This is a genomic window from Shewanella sp. cp20 (assembly GCF_000832025.1).
Taxonomy (GTDB): domain Bacteria; phylum Pseudomonadota; class Gammaproteobacteria; order Enterobacterales; family Shewanellaceae; genus Shewanella.
Map to the genome: position 1 here is coordinate 62,003 of NZ_JPII01000019.1, position 20,284 is coordinate 82,286.

Sequence of the window (20,284 nt, forward strand, 5' to 3'; positions counted from 1 at the left end):
TTCGTGGCTAATATTGGCCAGATTTTAAAATTCAAAACGTTTAATTTTCGAAGAAAAATGGCTTACGTTTGCTCTTGTCACCATTGAGTTGATTCATCGACTCGGCGTCGAACAGTTTACCGTTGACCATGGTGTAACTCACCTTGTCTGTGACTCGGATATCTTCCAGCGGATTGCCATCGATAACGATCAGGTCGGCCAGCTTGCCCGTCTTGATTGAACCGAGTTGATGATCCATGCCGAAGGTTTCCGCCGGATTGATGGTGGCCGTCTTTAACACCTCCATGTTATCCATGCCGCCTTGGGCAAACATCCACATCTCCCAGTGTGCGGCTAAACCTTCACGCTGGCCATGGGCACCTATGTTTGGCTTCACACCAAGGTCGTTGAGTTCGTTTGCGACTCTGGCGACATTGAAGTGGTTATAGTGACCGTCCGGTGCGGTAGGGCGACGCATGGAGCGCGCCTCTAGCAGATCGCTCGGCACATACTTAGACAGACGAGGGTGAGACCAGACATCTGTCTTATCGTACCAATAGTTTTCACCCGAGATACCACCATAGGCCACCACTAGGGTTGGCGTATAGTGAACCTCTGTCTGGCTCCAGAACTGTTTGATATCGCTGTAGATGGCGGCCGCGGGCAGAGAATGCTCTACCGTGGTATGGCCGTCGGCGATCATGGTGAGGTTATGCTGCAGCAGGCTGCCGCCTTCTGGTACCACCATCATCTCAAGTTCTCTCGCCGCCGCGATCACCTGCTGACGCTGATTGCGCCTTGGCTGGTTATAGCTCTTCACGCTGAAGGCGCCAACCTTCTTGAGGCGCTCCAGATGGAACTTGGCGTCGTCTACCGAGTCGATGTGAGAGGTATAGCCGGGTAAGTTCGCCCCATAGAGAATGGTACCCGTTGAGAAGATTCTTGGCCCGACGATATTACCCGACTTCTGCTGCTCAGAGGCGGCGAAGATCTCAGTAGTGTCGTTAGATGGGTCGTGAATGCTGGTCACACCCAGTGCAAGGTTGGCATACAGCTCCCAGTTCTGCTGAGGAATGATCTCATTCTCTCCTTGAGCGCCATGGGCGTGGGCATCGAACAGGCCGGGCATAATGCTCTTGCCTTTGATGTCGATAACCTGGGCGCCATTAGGCACCTGAGTGTTGGCGTCGCCGACGGTGATGATCCTGTTGTTCTCGACGATCACCACGCCGTTTTCGATCACCTTGTCATCCTCCATGGTGATCACGCGTCCACCGACGAAGGCTATGGTTCCACGTGGAACATCGGCCTTCTTCTCGAAGCCAATCTGAGTGATCTTGGGTTCGATCGCCGGTGCTTTCTCGTCGGCCTGATAGTCGGCGTCGACATCCATCTGGTACAACTCCGGGCCAAGTGTCCAGTAGAGTTGCGAGCTGTCGCCGTTCCAACTGATGCTTTCACCGGCGCGAACGCTGAGCTGAGTGACAGGTAGGTTATCGGCCTTAGGACCTATCTCTATGGTCTCGCCATGCTTGGCAAATGGGGTGACCCATACCTTGAAACGCTCGGCAAAGGCTAGCTGCTCGCCGTCTGGAGAGACCCTGAATTCGGTGGCATGCTTGCTGGTGTAGTGCACTCGCTTTTGGAAACCATGTAGGTTGATCGAGGCTAGCTGAGGCGTCTCGCCATGATCCATGAAGAAGACGCGATCACTGTCGGCACCAAACTGGGGTTGAAAGCCATCGGGTGTGATCTTGCGGCTCTCTTTGCCCTTGATGTTGACAACATAGAGGCCGGGTTCCTGTGACCAGGTGCGCGGTGTGATATAACCGCCCTTAATCTTACGGTAAACCACGAGATCGCCATCGGGAGAGAAGGTGGGTTCAACATACTTGCCAGGCTCTTGGGTCAGTGTCTTGCTGCGACCGCCACGAGCATTGATGATGCGGACGCTGCCTTGCTTGTCGTCGTCCCAAGTGGTGAAGACTATCTTCTTACCGTCACGAGACCATCGAGGATAGAGCTCTCTTACCTCATCGTCTAAATTGGTCAGGCGGCTGACCTTGCCTTCAGGAAGACGTTTGATCCACAGCTTACCTAGTGCCTCGTAAACCACCTTATCACCGTCCGGTGATACTTGCGCCATGCGCAGCATCTTCACGTCGAAGCTGTCTTGATCGATATTCTGCTTGAAGCGCACCGAGGGTTGCACCGCGAGCTCAGTTTTCACCTTGAAGGGGATCTCTTTAACCGACTTGCTCTCAACGTCTAGGCGATTGATCTTACCGCCTGCCCAGAAGACCAGCTCCTGATTATCTGCCGTCCAGCTCATGCTTGGATAGACGCCGTGGATGGCCCAGGTTTCCTGCATGTCGCGGTCGAGCTTGTCATAGAGCCTGGTCTGTTTGCCCGACTTAAGATCCAACAAATAAAGCGTCGACTGGAAACCATCGCGCTTGATGTAGGCGAGTTTAGTGCCGTCAGGGCTAGGGGTTGGGCGAATCGCGCCGCCGGTACCTTCGATCAGTACCTCTATGTCGCCAGTCTGGGTGTCATAGCGCTTGATCTTGTAGATGCCTTTGACCGAATCCTTGGAGTAGTGGAAGGTCTTACCCGGGGTGGCATCCTGACTGAAATAGACATAGCGACCATCCGGTGAATAAGCTGGCTCGCCCAGGTCTTTCTGTTCGTTCGGGCGTTCGGTTAACTTAACCCCTGTACCGCCGGCAACGTGATAGAGCCAGACTTCGCCGGCACCCAGGCTGCGACTACCGGTAAAGTGTTTACGGCCGATGAGGTATTGAGAATCCGGGCTCCATGCTGGACTGTTGAGCAGGCGAAAGGTTTCCTTGGTGACCGGGCGAGGATCTGTACCATCGGCATTCATTACCCAAATATTGTCGCCGCCATCTTCATCCGAGGTGAAGGCGATATGCTTACCATCCGGACTATAGACGGGTTGCATCTGCCAGGCGATGCCTTGAGCCAGTGGCTTGGCTTCGCCGCCTTCGATAGGCATCTGATAGATGTCACCCAGCAGGTCAAATACGATATGTTTGCCGTCTGGGCTGACACTGACGTTCATCCAGGTGCCTTCGGTGACGTTTATCTTAACCTGTTCCAGTGGGGCCTTGGTCGGAGCATTCACCTGCCAGGCTGAGTCGGCATCTTTGTCCGCCGCCCAGCTGGGCAGGGAAAGGCTGAGGGCGATCGCCGCGCAGAGGGGCGTTAATTTTTGTTTTAGCATAGGAGTTCCCAGTTTCATTATTATCCTTGGTTGGGCGCCTTAGAGTGGCTACATAGAGGGTGTTGTATACAATCAGCCCTAGTTATCGCATAAATTCGATAACAGTAAAACCTAATTTCTGTGACATTTGGTGAAAGGTGAGCATAGCCTGGGTGGCTTAAGTTGGGCTTAAATCCGGTTTAAGTTTGGCGGGCTCGAGAGGCATAGTGAATGTTGATACGACAGGGGAGTCTTGGCCAGGGACGAAGCCTATGTTGAAGCTTAAGCTAACCCGGGAGGGCGGATAGTTTGCAGCCAGGGTGGCTGCCAGAGGGGGATGCTTAATCCGAGCTATTCGGCTAGCTCTACGCTATCGCCGATACTGATCTCGGCATCGTTAAGCACCCTGCAGGTGACGCCGCCGCGCCAGTCGGGACGCAGGGCTGCCTCGAGTCCCGCATAAGCCATTTCCATTTTCTTGCAGGGATCGGTTTCGCCGGTTATCTCCAGTTCGAGCGAACCGATTCGAATGATTTTGCCTAGGTCTTGCTTGCTGAAGCTGATGCCGTCTATGAGTAAGTTGGCTCTGCGTGTTGTCCAGGGGAGTTCGGTATCGAGTGTCTGACAGGCATCTTGCCATTGCTGCGCCGACAGTAGGGTGACCTGACGTTTACCTGGCTTTCCAAATACATCTTGTGCGACTCCAGTGCTGGTGGTGACGAGGGCCGCCGAGGTTTCCAGCATGGGTCCACCTTTGACCACCTTGTAGCTAATGCCTTGTAAACTTGCCATTTTATTTAAAATCCTTTTGAATGCCGAATCTCAGTGTAAACCGTGACTCGAGCCGCTGGCAAGGGGATTCGGCACAGTGCCGAGCGAGGCTAGGGGGCGAGGGAAAAGGATTGCAGATAAGGCTGCGCCGAATGCATTACAGCCTTGAACGCTAGGGCAAGTGCTGGCTTAGAGCCCCTTCTTGATCAGGTACTGATAAGGGGTAGACTCTGTCTGGCTGGCGATTAAGGTGTGATCCATAAATTCGCAGAAGCTGGGAATATCACGTGTGGTCGCTGGGTCGTCGGCAATGATCAGCAGCGTCTCTCCGTCACTCATCTTACGCACCGACTTTCGCACCATCATCACAGGCTCGGGACAACGTAGCCCTAGGGCATCGAGTTGGTGTTGTGCTTGTGCAAAAGGGTCGCTCATATCGTAAACCTTAATTGAAGTGAGACCGGATGAAATAGAGGGGGCTAATATTACGCTAGCCGGGCGGTTAAGCCAAGTCATGCCCCCTGGATTTGTGATCCTTCTAAGGACGTTTCACGTGAAACAGGCCTGATCATACCAAGGCGACGAAACGTGCCTGAGTCACCCCTTGAAGATCTGTGGGAGTGAGCTCGATATCCAGGCCACGGCGCCCGCCACTGACATAGATCTCGGGCAAGTGCTCGGCACTTACATCGATAAAGGTGGCAAGACGTTTCTTCTGTCCTATCGGACTAACTCCACCCAGGACATAGCCTGTACTGCGTTGAACCTTGTCCGGTGCAGCCATGGCCGCCTTCTTAGCCTTTGCCGCCTTGGCCAGTTGTTTAAGGTTCAACTTCTTATCTACCGGGATGATGGCGACCACAAGATTGCCACTGTCCAGTTCGGCCACTAACGTCTTGAAGACTAACTCGGTAGCAAGATTCAGCTTCTCGGCGGCCTCCATGCCATAGGCGCCAGCATTGGCGTCGTGTTGATATTCATGGAGACGATAGGGGATCTTGGCCTTATCGAGCATCTTAGTTGCGGGTGTCATGATTCTCTCTTATTGGGGATTTACGCATAACTTTGACCAAAAGGTCTGAGTAGGGAAGTGTAGCGATAACCCGCCAGTTGAGGCTGTGATAGAGGGCGAGGTTTTTAGCTTCCGTTTGCAGATAGAGGCTGTCGGCGCCTGAGGCTAATGCGTAATGCTCTGCGGTGGCTATCAGTCTCTTGGCAATGCCTTGTCCTCTATTAGCGGGTATTACATAGATGCCGCCTAGCCACACGCTATCGACTGGATACTCAGGGTGTTCCTGATATCTGAGTTGAATCGCGCCGACGGGAAGGCCGTCCTCTAAGGCGAGCCAGAGTTGCGGGATCCCCGAGAGTTGCAGATATTGGCTTAGCGTATGAGTCAACTCAGCCTGAGTGCGATTGGCACCTAAGTGTCCCCACTCCTCGTGATACCAGGCAGCGACCTGCGCTATGGCCTCGGGCTTGTCGATCAGCCGGACTATCTCCATCTGCATTCATCTCCGTTAAGGTTTCCAGTAAGATATTACAGGAGTGGCGATGAAGTGAAAGTCTTGAGAGTGCTAACCCTAGATCATCAGGTTTCACGTGAAACAAAAAAGGAGCGACTCGGTCGCTCCTTCTGTCAGGCTAATATTCGGGCGGACGGGTTATGCGCGTTCGAATATGGTTGCTATGCCTTGGCCCAGGCCGATGCACATAGTTGCCAGACCTAAGGTCGCATCTTTGCTTTCCATCAGGTTGATTAGCGTAGTCGAGATACGTGCACCCGAGCAGCCCAGCGGGTGACCCAGGGCGATGGCGCCACCGTTGAGGTTAACCTTCTCATCGACCAGATCCATCAAGCCCAGATCCTTCACACAAGGCAGCGACTGCGCGGCAAAGGCCTCGTTGAGTTCGATAAGGTCTATGTCATTCATGGTAAGACCGGCACGCTGCAAGGCTTTCTGAGTGGCCGGTACAGGACCATAGCCCATGATGGCCGCGTCACAGCCGGCTACCGCCATTGAGCGGATGCGAGCACGAATCGGCAGACCCAGTGCCTTGGCTTTCTCTTCTTCCATCACCAACATGGCCGAGGCGCCGTCAGACAGTGCCGAAGAGGTACCCGCGGTGACAGTGCCGTTAGCTGGGTCGAATACCGGACGCAGTGTCGCCAATGATTCCAGTGAGGTCTCTGGACGAATCACCTCGTCATGCATCACCTTGACCAGTGCGCCGTTGGCGTCATGACCTTCGATGGCATGGATCTCGTTGGCAAAGCGTCCCTCTATGGTGGCCGCGTGGGCACGTTGGTGTGAACGTACCGCAAACTCATCCTGCTGCTGACGCGTGATGCCGTGCATCTTACCCAGCATCTCGGCAGTCAGACCCATCATGCCTGAGGCCTTGGCGACATTGTTGGCCAGGCCGGGGTGGAAGTCGACGCCGTGGTTCATCGGCACATGGCCCATATGCTCGACACCGCCGACGATAAAGGTATCACCCATGCCTGTCATGATGGCGCGCGCGGCCTGGTGGATGGCTTCCATCGACGAGCCACACAGACGGTTTACCGTGACGGCGCCGGCTTGTTTCGGGATACCGGCCAGTAGCGCCGAGTTACGTGCAATGTTGAAGCCCTGTTCCAGCGTCTGCTGTACACAACCCCAGATGACGTCTTCTATGGTGTTAGGGTCTAGTTGAGGATTGCGCACCAACAGCGCCTTCATCAGCTCGGCAGAGAGCGTCTCGGCGCGTACATTTCTAAATACTCCAGCCTTAGAGCGGCCCATGGGAGTACGGATGCAATCTACAATAACTGCTTGTTTCATTATTCTATTCCTTCCGGGTGATTAGGCTGGGTAGTAGCTGCCGTTGGCGGCGGCCAGTTCGCGCATCTTGTCGGTTACCTGATACAGGCCACCCAGATGGGCGTACTGATCGGCGAGGGCGACGAAGTTAGCGACACCTAAGGTGTCCAGGTAGCGGAACACACCTCCTCTGAATGGAGGGAAACCGAGTCCATAAACGAGTCCCATATCGGCTTCGGCCGGCGTGGCGATGATGCCTTCTTCCAGACAACGTACCGTCTCGATAATCATAGGGATCATGGTGCGGGCGATGATCTCGTCGCTGCTGAATTCCTTCTGCTCGCCGAAGGCGTTACCGAGGAGTTCATAGCTGAGCGGGTCGACCTCTTTCTTAGGCTTACCGCGGCGATCCACCGAATATTGATAGAAGCCTTTGCCGTTCTTCTGACCGAAACGCTCGGCCTCGAACATGACATCTATGGCGTCTTTGCCTTGTTTCGCCATTCTGTCTGGGAAACCTTCGGCCATTACCGCCTGGGCGTGATGACCCGTGTCCAGACCGACTACGTCGAGCAGGTATGCGGGGCCCATAGGCCAGCCAAATTGCTTCTCCATCACCTTATCGATGGCTGCAAAGTCGGCGCCATCTTCCAGCAGGCCACTGAAGCCGGCGAAGTAGGGGAAGAGTACGCGGTTCACGAAGAAGCCTGGGCAGTCGTTGACCACGATAGGCGTCTTGCCCATCTTGGCGGCGTAAGCCACGACAGAGGCGATGGTCTCTTCAGAGCTGTGCTCGCCGCGGATAACCTCAACCAGCGGCATCTTGTGTACCGGGTTGAAGAAGTGCATGCCACAGAAACGCTCTGGCTTCTGTAGGCTTTTGGCCAGTAGGTTGATGGAGATGGTCGAGGTGTTAGAGGTGATGATGGCATCGTCGGCAACGACTTGCTCTACCTCGGCCAGTACGGTCGACTTGACCTTAGGATGTTCGACAACGGCTTCCACCACCACGTCGGCTTGCTTGAGCGCGTCATAGTCCAGGGTGGCGTGGATGTTGTTGAGTACACCCGCCATCTTGGCCGGTGTAGAGCGGCCGCGATTGATCTGTGCGGTGAGCAGCTTAGCCGCCTCATTTAGCCCAAGATCCAATGCCGCCTGATTGATATCTTTCATTACGATAGGCGTGCCCTTGCTGGCACTCTGGTAGGCGATACCGCCACCCATGATACCCGCACCCAACACGGCGGCCGAGTCAACCGAACTTGCCTGCTTGGATGCCTTCTTGGCCTTGCCTTTTACTAACTGATCGTTGAGGAAGATGCCGATAAGCGCCTTGGCCACGTCTGTCTTGGCCAGCTTGATGAAGGCCTGATGTTCTACCTGAAGTGCCTCGGCACGTTCACTCTTTGCGGCCTGCTCGATAACCTCGACGGCGGCCATAGGTGCCGGATAATGTTTACCGGCAACCTTGAATACCATGCCCTTGGCGGTGGCGAAAGACATCATGGCTTCCAGCTTAGGCAGGGTGAGGGGCGACAACTTACGCTGACGACGGGCCTGCCAATCTATTTTCTCGGCGATGGCATCTTGTAGCATCTGGCGCGCAGCCGCTTCTAGCATTTCTGGGGCGACAACCGCGTCGATGGCGCCAACTTTGAGGGCGGCTTCCGGACGTTGATCTTTACCTGTGGTGATCCACTCCAGCGCGTTGTCTGCACCAATCACGCGAGGCAGACGAACGGTACCGCCGAAGCCTGGGATGATGCCTAGCTTGGTCTCGGGAAGGCCGATGCGCGCCGTGGTGTCGGCGATACGCAGGTCCGTGGCTAAGATGGTTTCACAACCACCGCCCAGGGCGAAACCCTTGATGGCCGACAGGGTGGGAAATGGCAGATCTTCGAGCTTATTGAACACCTTGTTGGCGTCTTCTAACCAGCCCTGTAGCACGCTATGTTCTTGTGCAAAAAGTCCCAGGAATTCTGTGATGTCGGCGCCTACGATAAAGGCATCTTTGCCCGAGGTGAGCATCAGACCCTTGACCCCTTGGGTTTGTGTCAGGGCATCGAGTGCGTCGTTAAGAGAATTGAGGGTCTCTCGATCAAACTTATTGACTGAGCCCTCGGCGTTAAAACAGAGCCGAGCGATATTGTCTTCAAGTAATTCCACTTGAATCGTAGGACTTTGGTAGATCATTGCTTGCTTCCTTATTGCTTAAAGAGCGCCACCCACTATTAGAATCTTATAGCGTAGGTAAAAATCTCTATCTTACAGCAGGCCATCATTTGACCAGTTGCTGCTCAGTGTGCGTCTAAATCAGATAAATTTCAACACCCAATTTAAACACTTGTTTAATTTAGTTCGATTAGGGGGATTTTTGCCCTTATGTTAGACTCACTAGATCATAGTCGCTGTACTAAAAATAGCGCCTTTTCATTACACCTTTTCAGCTAAAGGGGGGGGGTGAAAGAAGGGGCCGAAAAAGAATAACAGGAAGCCTATTATGGAAAACTTAGCCACCCTTTATCCCGCCCATATTGCCGAACTCAACCGGCGTGTCGCCGAGATCACCGCAAGAGAGCAGTTGGCCGGCTTAGTGATTCATTCGGGTCAGCCCCATCGTCAGTTTCTCGATGATCTGGATTACCCTTTTAAGGTTAATCCCCACTTCAAGGCCTGGCTTCCGGTTATCGATAATCCCCACTGCTGGCTGATAGTAAATGGTCGGGACAAGCCGCTGCTCATCTTCTATCGTCCGGTGGATTTCTGGCATAAGGTCGCGGATCTGCCCGATGATTTCTGGACTGCAGAGATAGAGATTAAGGTGTTGACCAAGGCGGATAAGGTGGCGGATCTTCTGCCGACTAACTTGCAAGAGTGGGCCTATATTGGTGAGCACCTGGATGTCGCCGATGTACTCAGCTTTGGCAGTCGTAACCCTGAAGCGGTAATGAGCTACCTACATTATCACAGAGCCAGCAAGACTGAATATGAGCTGGCCTGCATGCGCAAGGCGAGTGAGATAGGTGTGCGTGGTCATGTGGCGGCCAAGAGCGCCTTTTATGCGGGGGCCAGCGAGTTTGAGATCCAGCAGGCCTATCTGGCCGCGACCGATATGGGTGAGAACGATGTGCCCTATGGCAACATCATAGCGCTGAACCAAAATGCGGCCATACTGCACTATACGGCGCTTGAGCATGTGTCGCCCAAGCAGCGACTCTCTTTCCTTATCGATGCCGGCGGCAGTTTCCATGGTTATGCCTCGGATATCACCCGTACCTATGCCTTTGAGAAGAACCTGTTCGGTGACCTAATCGCCGCCATGGATAAGCTACAGTTGGATATCATCGACATGATGCGTCCCGGCGTGAAATATGTGGATCTGCATCTGGCGACCCACGAGAAGCTGGCGCAGCTGCTGCTGAACTTCAAGCTGGTGCAAGGCGATGTGCAGGGGTTGATAGAGCAGGGGATCACCAGCGCCTTCTTCCCTCACGGCCTGGGGCATATGTTGGGCTTACAGGTGCATGACATGGGGGGCTTCCTCCACGACGAGCGCGGCACGCATATTGCGCCGCCTGATGCGCATCCGTTTCTACGTTGCACCCGTACATTGGCGGCCAACCAAGTGCTGACCATAGAGCCTGGACTGTACATCATAGATACCCTGCTTAACGAGTTTAAGCAGGACGGCCGCGCCGAGTCGATTAACTGGGCTATGGTGGATCAGGTGCGTCCTTTCGGTGGCATTCGTATCGAAGACAACGTGATTGTCCATAGCGACCGTAACGAGAATATGACCCGTGACCTGGGTCTGCATGGTTAACAGGTAAGGCGTTTTTGAGCGAGAGTTATCCCATTCCGGCTCAGCCGATCACCATAGAAGAAGAGATAAAGCATAGCCGCTTTATCTCTTTTCTCTTTCACTGCCCGTCTGAAGAATCGCTGAAGTGTGCACTTACCAACATTAAGCTGGAGTATCCGGGGGCGAATCACTATTGCTATGCCTTTATCGCCGGTGCGCCCGACAATAATGTGGCCATGGGCAGTAGCGATGATGGTGAGCCCTCTGGCAGCGCCGGTCGCCCTATGTTGGCGAGCTTGCAAGGTGCCGGGATAGGTGAGATAGGTGCGGTTGTGGTGCGCTATTTTGGCGGCACCAAGCTTGGGGTCGGCGGCTTAGTGCGTGCCTACAGCTCTGGCGTTAAACAGGGGTTGGCACAGCTGGAGACAGAGGTTAAACAGATCCGATATCCTGGAAGGCTGGCGTGTGACTATCATCAGCTCAAAGATGTGGAGCACTTTCTCGAGCTTTGCGACGGCCAGATCTGCGACAAGGTATTTACCGACAGGGTGAGCCTGAGTTTCGAGATGCCCAGGGCGACCCAGAATCGTTTCAATCAGGAGTTGGCGACGTTAAGCCAGGGACGCCTGAAGGCGGAGTTTTCCGACTAATTCGGGAGCGGGCTAACATGTTCGCAAAGGGCTTTTTGCCTCGGGTCACAAAGTGCCAATAAATTTTATACAACTGCCGGGATAAACTATGCGAGAATGCGCCAGTGCGTCTTCGCAAACGGAATAATAAAAACGCCCTAATGCAATATAGAACCATAATAAGAATTACAGGCCTGCTCATGGGGCTGTTTTCTTTGTCGCTTCTGCCGCCAGCGCTAGTTGCCGTGATCTACAAAGATGGCGGAGGCACCGCCTTTCTGCAGGCCTTCTTTCTCAGCTTGTTGCTCGGCTTCGTGCTCTGGTATCCCAACCGACGCCACAGGAAGGATCTGCGTACCCGTGAAGGCTTCATGCTGGTGGTGCTGTTCTGGGGCGTGCTGGGCTCCATAGGTGCCGTGCCTTTTATCTTCTCCAGTCAGCCCGATCTCTCGCTCACCGACAGTTTCTTCGAGTCTTTCTCGGCGCTCACCACCACGGGGGCGACCGTGCTGGTGGGGCTGGACAGCCTGCCGAAGGCGATCCTCTTCTACCGCCACCTGTTGCAATGGCTGGGGGGCATGGGGATCATCGTGTTGGCGGTGGCCATCTTGCCCGTGTTGGGGATCGGGGGCATGCAGCTCTACCGGGCGGAGATCCCCGGACCGGTGAAAGACAGTAAGATGACGCCGCGAATCGCGGAGACCGCCAAGGCGCTCTGGTATATCTATCTGGCGCTCACCATCGCCTGTGCCATCGCCTATTGGATCGCCGGCATGGATGTGTTCGATGCCATCTGTCACTCCTTCTCGACCATCGCCATCGGCGGCTTCTCGACCCATGATGCCAGCATGGGTTATTTCGACAGCACCGCGATTAACATGGTGTGTGTGGTCTTCCTATTGATAGCGGCGCTGAACTTCAGCCTGCACTTTGCGGCCTTTACCCGCCGCGGCATCAACCTTAAGGTCTACCTGAGAGACGCCGAGTTTAAGGCGCTCATCGTGATCCAGCTGGCGCTGACGCTGATCTGTTTCGCGACCCTGTACCATACGGGGATCTATGACAGTGCCGAAGAGACCTTCGACTTCGCCCTGTTCCAGGCGGTGTCTATCTCTACCACGGCCGGTTTTGGTACCGAAAGCTTCCACATGTGGCCGCTGTTTTTGCCTATGCTGCTGATCTTCTCCAGCTTTATCGGTGGCTGCGGTGGCTCAACCGCGGGTGGCATCAAGGTGATGCGGATGATCTTGCTGTTGCTGCAGGGCTCCCGAGAACTCAAACGCCTGGTGCACCCAAGGGGCATGTTCTCCATCCGCATCAATGGCAAGGCGCTACCGGACCGCATCATAGATGCTGTGTGGGGTTTCTTCTCTGCTTACGCCCTCGTTTTTGTGGTTTGCATGTTGATCCTGATGGCGCTGGGCATGGATAATATCACCGCCTTCAGCGCCACCGCGGCCTGTCTGAATAACCTGGGGCCCGGGCTGGGTGAGGTCGCCAGTAACTATGCCAGCATAGGCGATGGCGAGAAGTGGGTGTTGGTGGTGGCCATGCTATTCGGCCGATTGGAAGTGTTTACCTTATTGGTGTTGTTTACACCGACATTTTGGAAGAATTAATGAGTCGTACCCTAATTATCTATTCGACCGTAGACGGTCAGACGAAAGCCATCTGTGATCAGATTGCCGAGCAGTGCAAATCGGACAATCAGCTGGTGACCATGGTTAGCCTGGAAGAGGCACAGTCGGTCAACCTGTCCTATTTTGACAAGGTCCTCATAGGGGCGAGCATTCGTTACGGTAAACACAGACCCGAGCTATTTCAGTACGTGAATCGTCACAGAGCCGTGTTAAACAGCAAGAAGAACGCCTTCTTTACCGTAAACGTGGTGGCGAGAAAGCCGGAGAAGAACACGCCGGAAACCAATCCCTACATGAAGAAGTTCCTGCAGCTGTCGCTGTGGCAGCCTCAGCAGCTGGGGGTGTTTGCCGGTAAGATAGATTATCCAAAGTATCGATTCTTCGATAAGTTCATGATCCGTTTCATTATGTGGATCACCAAGGGCCCAACAGATACCTCGGGCACGTTTGAATTTACCGATTGGGATAAGGTGCAGGAGTTTGCGAAAGCCTTTAGCGAACGTTAAAGGCTTTCATCTTCCCAGGGCTTATGCGCAGTAACGTTTGTAGAGGATGGAGATCACCTCGGTGACCTGCTCGTTCTTCAGTGTGTAGTAGACGATCTGTGAGCTCTTACGGGTCGCCACCAAGTCTTCGGCGCGCAATACCGCCAGGTGTTGTGACAGCGCCGACTGGCTCAGGGGCACGTTTTCATTCAGCTGTGTCACACTCAGTTCGTTGTCGAGTAGCTGGCACAAGATCATCAGTCTATAGGGATTTGCTATTGCCTTTAGCCACTTGGCTGCGCTCTGGGCATTGGTGACCATTGCATCTACATCAATATCTTTTTGCATACGGCAACTCTCTTGTACTCTATTAATTAGATTATTCTAATTGAATGGGGAAGTGAAAGCAATGATACTCAGCCAGCCTGGGTAACTCAACGAGAGCCGACCTGTGTCCTTTTAGGATTGCTCATAATTTTGTAGTTATTTTACCCCGAGTTAAATATCCAATTGGTGGTGTATTTCACAAAAACCTTAACTAAATTGTGATCCAATTTGAGGTTTCTCCCGCGCTTTGCTGCAACAATGTGACTCTCTTTTCCAATACAGATGAGTCGTTTATGGCCTCAGTACTAATTGTTTATTACTCTCGCGGCGGTCATACGGCCAAGATAGCCCAGGCGATGGCGGCGCACCTGAACACCTTGGGACATAGCTGTGATGCCCTGCGAATTGGCGAGTTTGAGCGCATAGATTGGGAGAAATACGACTACGTCGTCGTAGGTGCCTGTGTGCTCTATGGCAGCTACCACAAGTCAGTGTTCGAATTTGTGACCCGCTATCAAGCCGAGTTGGCGGCCAAGCCTAACAGCTTCTTTAGTGTCAACGTGGTGGCCCGTAACCCGGAGAAGCGAATTCCGGAAAACAACAAGTATCTACAGAAGTTTATCGAGCTCTCTCCCTGGAAGCCTGATGATGTCAAGGTGATCGCCGGTAAGGTGGATTACCCCTCCTGGCGTTGGTATGACAGGTGGATGATCCAGCTGATCATGAAGATCACCGACGGCCCAACCGATCCCAAGGCGGTGATTGATTACACCGATTGGGAAGACGTTAAGCTTTACAGCGAGCACCTGCTGACTCTCAAGGACTAGCCTTAATCGTCCGCCTATCGCGCCAGGCTCTAACCTTGCCTCGGCGCAATCTTGCTTGTCACCTGGTCAGACCTCTGGTAGCCTTTGCCCTTCATTTAAGGGAGTCAGGTGAGATGAACCTCTATTTTCGTTTGTTTTGGTTGATGTTTTGGCGGGTGCGCCATTGCCGGAGTATCGATTTTCTGGGTACGAGTAAGATCAGTTATCGCGCCTTGCCGATGGACTGTGACATCAACCTGCATCTGACCAACTCACGTTATCCCGCCCTGATGGACTTGGCTCGCACCTATATGCTGGCCGAGATGGGGCTGCTGAAACGTTTCTTGAAGCTCAAGTGGCTACCTATAGTCAACGCCGCCGAGTTTACCTATATCCGCGACATCAAACCGCTGTGTCGTTTCGATATCGAGAGCCGCCTGGTGGGGTGGGACGAAAAATATTTCTATATCGAGCAGCGCTTCGTCAGCGACGACACGCTCCACTGTATCGTGCATGTGCGCGGCGTATTCGTGAACAACCGTAAACAGGTGCCGATTCCGGATATGCTGAAAGAAGCGGGCTTCGACGGCCCAGCGCCGAGCCTGCCGCCGGAGGTCGAGAAGTGGAAAGCCTTCCTCACGCTGAAGAAAGAGCGTAATTTAACTGCCAATTAAGGGATGGGGCGAAAACCCGCCTGCACCGCGGCGCTGGTTAACTCTATCTCTTCCTGTACCTGGATCCAGGCACCCCGAGTGTTAGCCTGGTTCAGGTATCTGTCGATGGGATCTAACTGGTACAGCTTGAAGCGGTTTCTGGCGTGATTCAGGCAAGGGATCAGCGCGCAATCTGCCAGGGTAAAGGCATCGCCACAGAGCCAGTGATTCTCTCTTAACTTGTCGTTCAGCTCGCTTAGAAGCAGCATGATCTCCTTCTCTAATTGTCTCGCCTTGAGCGGATTCTCTTCTTCTCGTGCATCCATCTGCTCCAGCAGGTAGAGGGGATTATTCAGGTCGTTATCGATGAGACGGTCGTACAGGCGTACCTGTAGGCGCTGTGGGTAATCCTGTGGCAGCAGCCGGGTGCCGGTGGAAAACTCATGGTCTATGTAGTCGATGATGATGCTGGACTCTGGCAAGAGCTCACCGGTACGTGTCTTGAGCAGGGGTAATTTTCCCAGGGGATATTGCTGTTTAAATTCGTTACGGGAAAAGGGATCGCTCAGCTCTATCACCCTGGGATAGAAGTTGGCTTGTTTCTCGTATAGGGCGATCAAGACTTTCTGGGAATATCGTGACAGGGGATGGTAAAACAGTTCCATCAAATGCACCTCCCACTTGCCCAGAACCGATAAGCTAATCTTAGCCCGAAATCCTGCATCTGGCCTGCTTTTTACCTTGCCTTATGCCGTCGTGTGCGGCGTCAGGCGGGCGGTCAGCAACTCGATCAGCGCCCTGACTCTGGGTGGGATCACCTCAAGGTAGGGATGCACCAAGTAGAGGGCGCCACGTCCCAGGTGATAGTCGGGTAGCAGATGCACCAGCTGCCCACTGGCAAGGTGATGGTCTATCAAGGGGGCGGGCAGTAGGGCCACCCCCAGCCCCTGGCGCACCAGGCTCAGGGTACCCTGTAGGTTGTTGCAGTTGAAGAAAGGGGTGAGCTGCAGGCGGACGCGCTCACCCTCGCTGTTTTCAAACTGCCAGTGCCTGGGGAGCCTGTCGCCGGCTAAACCGATCCAATGATGATGGTTGAGATTATCTGGGTGCAATGGCGCACCATGGTGGGCCAGGTATTCCGGGCTGGCGACCAGTAACTCATCGAAGCGGCCCAGCTTGGTCTCGTTAACACCGGGCTGACTGGCGGCGCCTATCTGAATTGCCACATCGATCTGGTGTTCGCCCAGATCCAGTTGTCTGTCCTGTATCAGCAAGGAGAGATGCACCTTAGGGTAATCTCGATGAAACTCCTTGATGATGGGGGCGATGACCTCATAGCCTAGGGCTTGAGGAACGGCAAGCGTGATGCTGCCTTGCAGCTCGGCATCGCTGGGTTTTAGGGAGGTCTCCGCCTGCTTGGCGAGTTTGAGCAGCTCGGCGCAGTAGCGGTAAAAGGATTGACCCTCCTGGGTCAGAGACAGGCTGCGGGTGGTTCTGTTTAACAGGCGCGACTGACACCTGTGTTCCAGCTTCTTCAGGTGCTGACTCACCATAGAGCGGCTAATGTTTAGCGATTCTGCGGCGCGGGTTAGCGAGCCCTGTTCGACCACGCTGGCAAAGACCAACATGCGGTAGAGTTGTGATGCGTCCATAATTAACCTCACCAGCTTTAGGGCAAGCCGATAGCAATCATCTCTGGTTATTGTTTACTAATGTTGTAAAAATAAACCCATATATGGGTTATTTATTGTTGATGATAACCAATAAGTCAAAGTCTGATGCGTGATGGCGAGTCTGCTGGTGGGTGATCTATGGCAAGGTGAGACACGTAATCAGGGGTCAAAAAGTATTTAAGGAGCGGCCAACAGTATGGCACGATTAGAATCATTCGACAGTATTTATCAGCGCGCCTGTGAGCGCAAAGGTGGAGAAGAGGGCCTGGCCGCCCGTCTGCCAGATGTGTTACCGCAGGCGAAGATCGCTCAATACTCGGATGCCGAGCTGCTGTCCGAGCTGAGTAAGAAGGTGTTTCAATCAGGGTTTGTTTGGCGCATCGTCGACAACAAGTGGCCCGCCTATGAGGCGGCCTTCTTCAATTTCGAGCCCCATAAGATCTTGATGTTGTCGCCGGAGCAGATTCAGCAGCGTGCCAGTGACCCTGAGCTAATACGTCACCTGAAAAAGACTATGGCGATCTATGACAACGCCCTGATGGTGCATGATATTAAGCTCGCCCACGGCAGCTTTGCCAAGTTTATAGCCGACTGGCCCAGCGAGAATATCGTCGGACTCTGGGCCGAGTTGAAACGCCTGGGATGCCGTCTAGGCGGCAACACTGGGCCCTACTTTCTGCGTACCATAGGCAAAGATACCTTTCTGCTGACTGAGGATATCAAGGGGTATTTTCAGGCCCATAAGCTGGTCGACGCCGGCTTTACCTCGAAGCGGGGTCTGGCTCAGGTGCAGGAAACCTTCAACGATTGGCAGGCTCAATCGGGTCGCTCCCTGGCAGAGATCAGCCGTATTCTCGCCTGTGGCGTGGGCGACAACAGGATATAACTAAGTGCTCACCCCTGTGCTTAGGGGATAAGTATGCCCCTATAAAAATCCCCTCTATGCTCGTCCTTGAGCATCGGGGATAAGTATTCTGACCCCCATGGATGGGGGAAATGCCAAAAAATGTCAGGAATATTTTTGGCCATGTACAAATCCCCTCCATGCTCATCCCTGAGCACCGGGGATAAGTATATCCCTATACAAAAAAGCCAGCCCGAGGGCTGGCAAAACGTGCAGAGATTGGAAACTGCGAGTGCTTAGAAACTCTTGCTGACGCCGATAACGACTCGGTCATCAAAAATCTTGGTCTGTGTGCCGTATACCTTATGGCTCTCATCCACTGTGCTGCCGTGGTATCTGAGATCAAAACTGAGGCCCGCGAAAGTCTTGCTTACCCCCAGGTTCCAATGGCCCCAGCCCTCGGCGCCATTACCATCGAGATCCTGATAACCTAAGCTGCCCGAGAGGCTAATACCATTTTCAAACTGATAGCTTGGATGGATGGCATAGTTGACGCCTTGCCAGCCGTCCACGCCAAACCAGTCATCGACTGTGGGTGTAACCTCTAGTTGCAGGTTGGCCTGGCCAAACTGTTTGCCTACCTTGAGCCATAACTCTGTGTAGTTAGAGTATGAGGCGCCAGGATAGAGATAGGAGAAGAGCATGACATCATAGGTAATGCCTGAATCGCCGAAGGTGCCAGCCTTACCTATGTAGGGTGCCGTGACGATTTCCAGATTAGGATCGGCAAACTTGATGTTTGAAGCGTAAACACCGCCGTACCAACCTTGATCATTTCCCCATCCCAGCGTGCCTTGCACAACAGGGACATCGCCATCCATGGTCTCTGACTCACCACGAAAGACATAATCGGAAGCAAAGGTCAGCTTACCTGTGATATTGCCACCTAACACTTGTGTGCTTTGCGACTCGGCCATGACGCCGCCAGCGGCTAACAGGCTGCCAAGGAGTATCGAACATTTTAACTGAGTTAAGGTCTTCATCATCTTCATCTCATCTAGCTGTTGTTTGGCTGATGAGGCGACTATAAGTCCAAGTTGTGAATGGCCTTGTTGGCACAGATGAACTGATCAAATAAAGATGTGAACAATTATGAACAACTTTGATTTAACCTCATGTTTCATATGGTGTTAGTTTTCATCATGATCGAATGACGAAGATCACTATTTAGACACAAAAAACGCTAAAACTGAGCCAAAAGTTGCAATCTTTAACTGTTTCTTAACAAGAAAACATGATTAAAAATAAAAATTTGCATTAACTTACAATATCTCCGCTTACTTGTTCTTGTTGCACTAAGCTAGGTGTGAGATAAATAGTTTCTAAATCTTTTTTTAATTTTGCTCACATTAAATATCCCATAGCGCCTCGATCGTGCATGGGGGTTTTTTGTTGCGGCTTTGATCAGGAGTTCTCATGCGGCAAATAGTAAAAATTGCCTCGTTAGTTAGTGTGGCGTTATGGATAACAGGTTGTGGCCAGGACGAGAACCCAGGTCATTCGGCGGCGGCTCCACAAAGCATGGAGGTTGGGGTGGTTCAGGTTGTCGAACAGTCCCAGGCTATTCAGGTTGAGCTACCGGGTCGCAGCAAGGCATACCTTGAAGCCGAGGTGCGTCCTCAGGTTACAGGAATCATCACAGAGCGCGGTTTTGTCGAGGGTGGTGAGGTGACCGAGGGTCAATCTCTCTATCAGATAGATTCGTCGACCTATAAGGCGGCGCTGGTCAGTGCCGAGGCAGATCTGGCCCGTGCCAATGCCAGTCTCGTCTCGGCCAAGGCCAAGGCGGCCAGATATAAGGCCCTAATCAAGACAGATGCCATCAGCCAACAAGATTTCGACGAGGCCGACGCCCTCTATAAAGAGGCGCTGGCTAACGTGACCGTGGCTAAGGCGGCGATCAATACCGCTAAGATTAACCTGGAATACACCCAGGTGAAGGCGCCTATCTCGGGCCGTATCGGTAAGTCGTCTGTGACTGCCGGTGCCCTGGTCACCGCCAATCAGAGCGATGCCTTGGCGACGATTCAACAGCTGGATCCCATCAATGTCGATATCGCCCAGTCTAGCGCCCAGCTACTGCGCCTCAAGGCCAAGCTTAAGCAGGGACAACTTCAGGCGGCCGACAATGCCGATGTGCGTCTGATCCTGGAAGATGGCACAGAGTATGAGCATATGGGGTCTCTAAGGTTCGCCGAGGTGAGCGTGGATGAAAACACCGGCTCAGTAACCCTAAGGGCCGAATTCCCTAACCCGGATGGCGTCTTGCTGCCTGGCATGTATGTGCGCGCCGTGTTGAACGCAGGTACAGATCCTAAGGCGATTCTGGTGCCACAGAAGGCGGTCACCCGTAATACCAAGGGCCAGGCCGTAGCCATGGTGATTGGCGGCGAGGGCAAGGTCGAGTCGCGAGTGGTGACCACAGCCGAGGTGATCGATCACCAGTGGCGCATCACTAGTGGCCTGAAGGCCGGCGATCAGCTGATCGTCGAGGGTTTACAGAAGATACGTCCAGGCGCCCCTGTAGTGGGTAAGCCGCTCAGCGAGATGCAATCAGACAAGCAACCACAGAAGTAAGGTAA

General features: G+C 53.5%; 19 protein-coding genes. 8 read left to right on the plus strand and 11 right to left on the minus strand.

The genetic code is table 11. The annotated features are described in order from the left end of the window. Positions 1 to 40: 40 nt before the first annotated feature. The 7 genes from DB48_RS07210 to fadB form a co-directional block, all read right to left on the minus strand. Complete coding sequence (locus DB48_RS07210) at positions 41 to 3,226, minus strand: amidohydrolase family protein (protein ID WP_041509617.1); 3,186 nt, start codon at positions 3,224 to 3,226, stop codon at positions 41 to 43. Positions 3,227 to 3,556: 330 nt separating this feature from the next. After that, positions 3,557 to 3,997, minus strand: a complete 441-nt coding sequence (locus tag DB48_RS07215; RefSeq protein ID WP_041509618.1) for an MOSC domain-containing protein — start codon at positions 3,995 to 3,997, stop codon at positions 3,557 to 3,559. Positions 3,998 to 4,165: 168 nt separating this feature from the next. Next, positions 4,166 to 4,411 carry a sulfurtransferase TusA gene (tusA, locus tag DB48_RS07220; protein ID WP_041509619.1) on the minus strand — a complete coding sequence of 82 codons (246 nt, stop codon included), beginning with the start codon at positions 4,409 to 4,411 and terminating at the stop codon, positions 4,166 to 4,168. A gap of 133 nt (positions 4,412 to 4,544) precedes the next feature. Continuing rightward, positions 4,545 to 5,009 carry a Cys-tRNA(Pro) deacylase gene (gene ybaK, locus DB48_RS07225; protein WP_041509620.1) on the minus strand — a complete coding sequence of 155 codons (465 nt, stop codon included), beginning with the start codon at positions 5,007 to 5,009 and terminating at the stop codon, positions 4,545 to 4,547. After that, positions 4,993 to 5,481 (minus strand): GNAT family N-acetyltransferase, encoded by a 489-nt coding sequence (locus DB48_RS07230; RefSeq protein WP_160290143.1) that lies wholly within the window; start codon positions 5,479 to 5,481, stop codon positions 4,993 to 4,995. Before DB48_RS07230 ends, ybaK begins: the two co-directional genes overlap by 17 nt. A gap of 159 nt (positions 5,482 to 5,640) precedes the next feature. Beyond that, complete coding sequence (fadA, locus tag DB48_RS07235; RefSeq protein ID WP_041509621.1) at positions 5,641 to 6,804, minus strand: acetyl-CoA C-acyltransferase FadA; 1,164 nt, start codon at positions 6,802 to 6,804, stop codon at positions 5,641 to 5,643. 21 nt (positions 6,805 to 6,825) lie between these two features. After that, positions 6,826 to 8,976: a fatty acid oxidation complex subunit alpha FadB gene (gene fadB, locus DB48_RS07240; protein ID WP_041509622.1), complete on the minus strand. Its 2,151-nt coding sequence runs from the start codon at positions 8,974 to 8,976 to the stop codon at positions 6,826 to 6,828. A gap of 307 nt (positions 8,977 to 9,283) precedes the next feature. Between fadB and pepQ the strand changes: the two genes are divergently transcribed. From pepQ to hemG (DB48_RS07260), 4 genes are all read left to right on the plus strand, one after another. Further along, a complete protein-coding gene (gene pepQ / locus DB48_RS07245) occupies positions 9,284 to 10,606 on the plus strand; it encodes a Xaa-Pro dipeptidase (protein WP_041509623.1) in 1,323 nt (440 codons plus the stop codon). A 14-nt stretch (positions 10,607 to 10,620) separates the two neighbouring features. Then, positions 10,621 to 11,235 (plus strand): YigZ family protein, encoded by a 615-nt coding sequence (locus tag DB48_RS07250; RefSeq protein ID WP_041509624.1) that lies wholly within the window; start codon positions 10,621 to 10,623, stop codon positions 11,233 to 11,235. A gap of 140 nt (positions 11,236 to 11,375) precedes the next feature. After that, positions 11,376 to 12,833 carry a TrkH family potassium uptake protein gene (locus tag DB48_RS07255; RefSeq protein WP_041509625.1) on the plus strand — a complete coding sequence of 486 codons (1,458 nt, stop codon included), beginning with the start codon at positions 11,376 to 11,378 and terminating at the stop codon, positions 12,831 to 12,833. Continuing rightward, positions 12,833 to 13,360 (plus strand): menaquinone-dependent protoporphyrinogen IX dehydrogenase, encoded by a 528-nt coding sequence (gene hemG, locus DB48_RS07260; RefSeq protein ID WP_041509626.1) that lies wholly within the window; start codon positions 12,833 to 12,835, stop codon positions 13,358 to 13,360. The genes DB48_RS07255 and hemG (DB48_RS07260) overlap by 1 nt, the downstream gene beginning before the upstream one ends. 21 nt (positions 13,361 to 13,381) lie before the next feature. Here hemG (DB48_RS07260) and DB48_RS07265 read toward each other — a convergent pair whose 3' ends face one another. Next, positions 13,382 to 13,687: an ArsR/SmtB family transcription factor gene (locus DB48_RS07265; protein ID WP_041509627.1), complete on the minus strand. Its 306-nt coding sequence runs from the start codon at positions 13,685 to 13,687 to the stop codon at positions 13,382 to 13,384. Between the two features lie 272 nt (positions 13,688 to 13,959). Here DB48_RS07265 and hemG (DB48_RS07270) point away from each other — a divergent pair, with 272 nt between their 5' ends. After that, entirely contained in the window at positions 13,960 to 14,493 is a 534-nt protein-coding gene (gene hemG / locus DB48_RS07270; RefSeq protein WP_041509628.1) for a menaquinone-dependent protoporphyrinogen IX dehydrogenase, read from the plus strand. 113 nt (positions 14,494 to 14,606) lie between these two features. Next, the gene (locus tag DB48_RS07275) at positions 14,607 to 15,146 is read left to right on the plus strand and encodes a thioesterase family protein (protein ID WP_041509629.1); all 540 of its coding nucleotides are present in this window, start codon (positions 14,607 to 14,609) and stop codon (positions 15,144 to 15,146) included. Here DB48_RS07275 and DB48_RS07280 read toward each other — a convergent pair. Together DB48_RS07280 and DB48_RS07285 are read right to left on the minus strand one after the other, a co-directional pair. Next, complete coding sequence (locus tag DB48_RS07280; protein WP_041509630.1) at positions 15,143 to 15,790, minus strand: glutathione S-transferase family protein; 648 nt, start codon at positions 15,788 to 15,790, stop codon at positions 15,143 to 15,145. The two genes, DB48_RS07275 and DB48_RS07280, sit on opposite strands and share 4 nt — an antisense overlap. Before the next feature lie 81 nt (positions 15,791 to 15,871). Beyond that, complete coding sequence (locus DB48_RS07285) at positions 15,872 to 16,777, minus strand: LysR family transcriptional regulator (RefSeq protein ID WP_041509631.1); 906 nt, start codon at positions 16,775 to 16,777, stop codon at positions 15,872 to 15,874. A gap of 217 nt (positions 16,778 to 16,994) precedes the next feature. Between DB48_RS07285 and DB48_RS07290 the strand changes: the two genes are divergently transcribed. Further along, entirely contained in the window at positions 16,995 to 17,684 is a 690-nt protein-coding gene (locus DB48_RS07290) for a DNA-3-methyladenine glycosylase I (RefSeq protein ID WP_041509632.1), read from the plus strand. Between the two features lie 254 nt (positions 17,685 to 17,938). Here DB48_RS07290 and DB48_RS07295 read toward each other — a convergent pair whose 3' ends face one another. Further along, entirely contained in the window at positions 17,939 to 18,685 is a 747-nt protein-coding gene (locus DB48_RS07295) for a TorF family putative porin (RefSeq protein WP_041509730.1), read from the minus strand. 433 nt (positions 18,686 to 19,118) lie between these two features. Here DB48_RS07295 and DB48_RS07300 point away from each other — a divergent pair, with 433 nt between their 5' ends. Then, positions 19,119 to 20,279 carry an efflux RND transporter periplasmic adaptor subunit gene (locus DB48_RS07300; protein ID WP_041509633.1) on the plus strand — a complete coding sequence of 387 codons (1,161 nt, stop codon included), beginning with the start codon at positions 19,119 to 19,121 and terminating at the stop codon, positions 20,277 to 20,279. Positions 20,280 to 20,284: the final 5 nt, after the last annotated feature.

Coding starts and splice junctions, on each gene's coding strand:
- DB48_RS07210 (WP_041509617.1), bottom strand. CDS start 3,226: ATGCTAAAACAAAAATTAACGCCCCTCTGCGCGGCGATCGCCCTCAGC.
- DB48_RS07215 (WP_041509618.1), bottom strand. CDS start 3,997: ATGGCAAGTTTACAAGGCATTAGCTACAAGGTGGTCAAAGGTGGACCC.
- tusA (WP_041509619.1), bottom strand. CDS start 4,411: ATGAGCGACCCTTTTGCACAAGCACAACACCAACTCGATGCCCTAGGG.
- ybaK (WP_041509620.1), bottom strand. CDS start 5,009: ATGACACCCGCAACTAAGATGCTCGATAAGGCCAAGATCCCCTATCGT.
- DB48_RS07230 (WP_160290143.1), bottom strand. CDS start 5,481: ATGGAGATAGTCCGGCTGATCGACAAGCCCGAGGCCATAGCGCAGGTC.
- fadA (WP_041509621.1), bottom strand. CDS start 6,804: ATGAAACAAGCAGTTATTGTAGATTGCATCCGTACTCCCATGGGCCGC.
- fadB (WP_041509622.1), bottom strand. CDS start 8,976: ATGATCTACCAAAGTCCTACGATTCAAGTGGAATTACTTGAAGACAAT.
- pepQ (WP_041509623.1), top strand. CDS start 9,284: ATGGAAAACTTAGCCACCCTTTATCCCGCCCATATTGCCGAACTCAAC.
- DB48_RS07255 (WP_041509625.1), top strand. CDS start 11,376: ATGCAATATAGAACCATAATAAGAATTACAGGCCTGCTCATGGGGCTG.
- hemG (WP_041509626.1), top strand. CDS start 12,833: ATGAGTCGTACCCTAATTATCTATTCGACCGTAGACGGTCAGACGAAA.
- DB48_RS07265 (WP_041509627.1), bottom strand. CDS start 13,687: ATGCAAAAAGATATTGATGTAGATGCAATGGTCACCAATGCCCAGAGC.
- hemG (WP_041509628.1), top strand. CDS start 13,960: ATGGCCTCAGTACTAATTGTTTATTACTCTCGCGGCGGTCATACGGCC.
- DB48_RS07275 (WP_041509629.1), top strand. CDS start 14,607: ATGAACCTCTATTTTCGTTTGTTTTGGTTGATGTTTTGGCGGGTGCGC.
- DB48_RS07280 (WP_041509630.1), bottom strand. CDS start 15,790: ATGGAACTGTTTTACCATCCCCTGTCACGATATTCCCAGAAAGTCTTG.
- DB48_RS07285 (WP_041509631.1), bottom strand. CDS start 16,777: ATGGACGCATCACAACTCTACCGCATGTTGGTCTTTGCCAGCGTGGTC.
- DB48_RS07290 (WP_041509632.1), top strand. CDS start 16,995: ATGGCACGATTAGAATCATTCGACAGTATTTATCAGCGCGCCTGTGAG.
- DB48_RS07295 (WP_041509730.1), bottom strand. CDS start 18,685: ATGAAGACCTTAACTCAGTTAAAATGTTCGATACTCCTTGGCAGCCTG.
- DB48_RS07300 (WP_041509633.1), top strand. CDS start 19,119: ATGCGGCAAATAGTAAAAATTGCCTCGTTAGTTAGTGTGGCGTTATGG.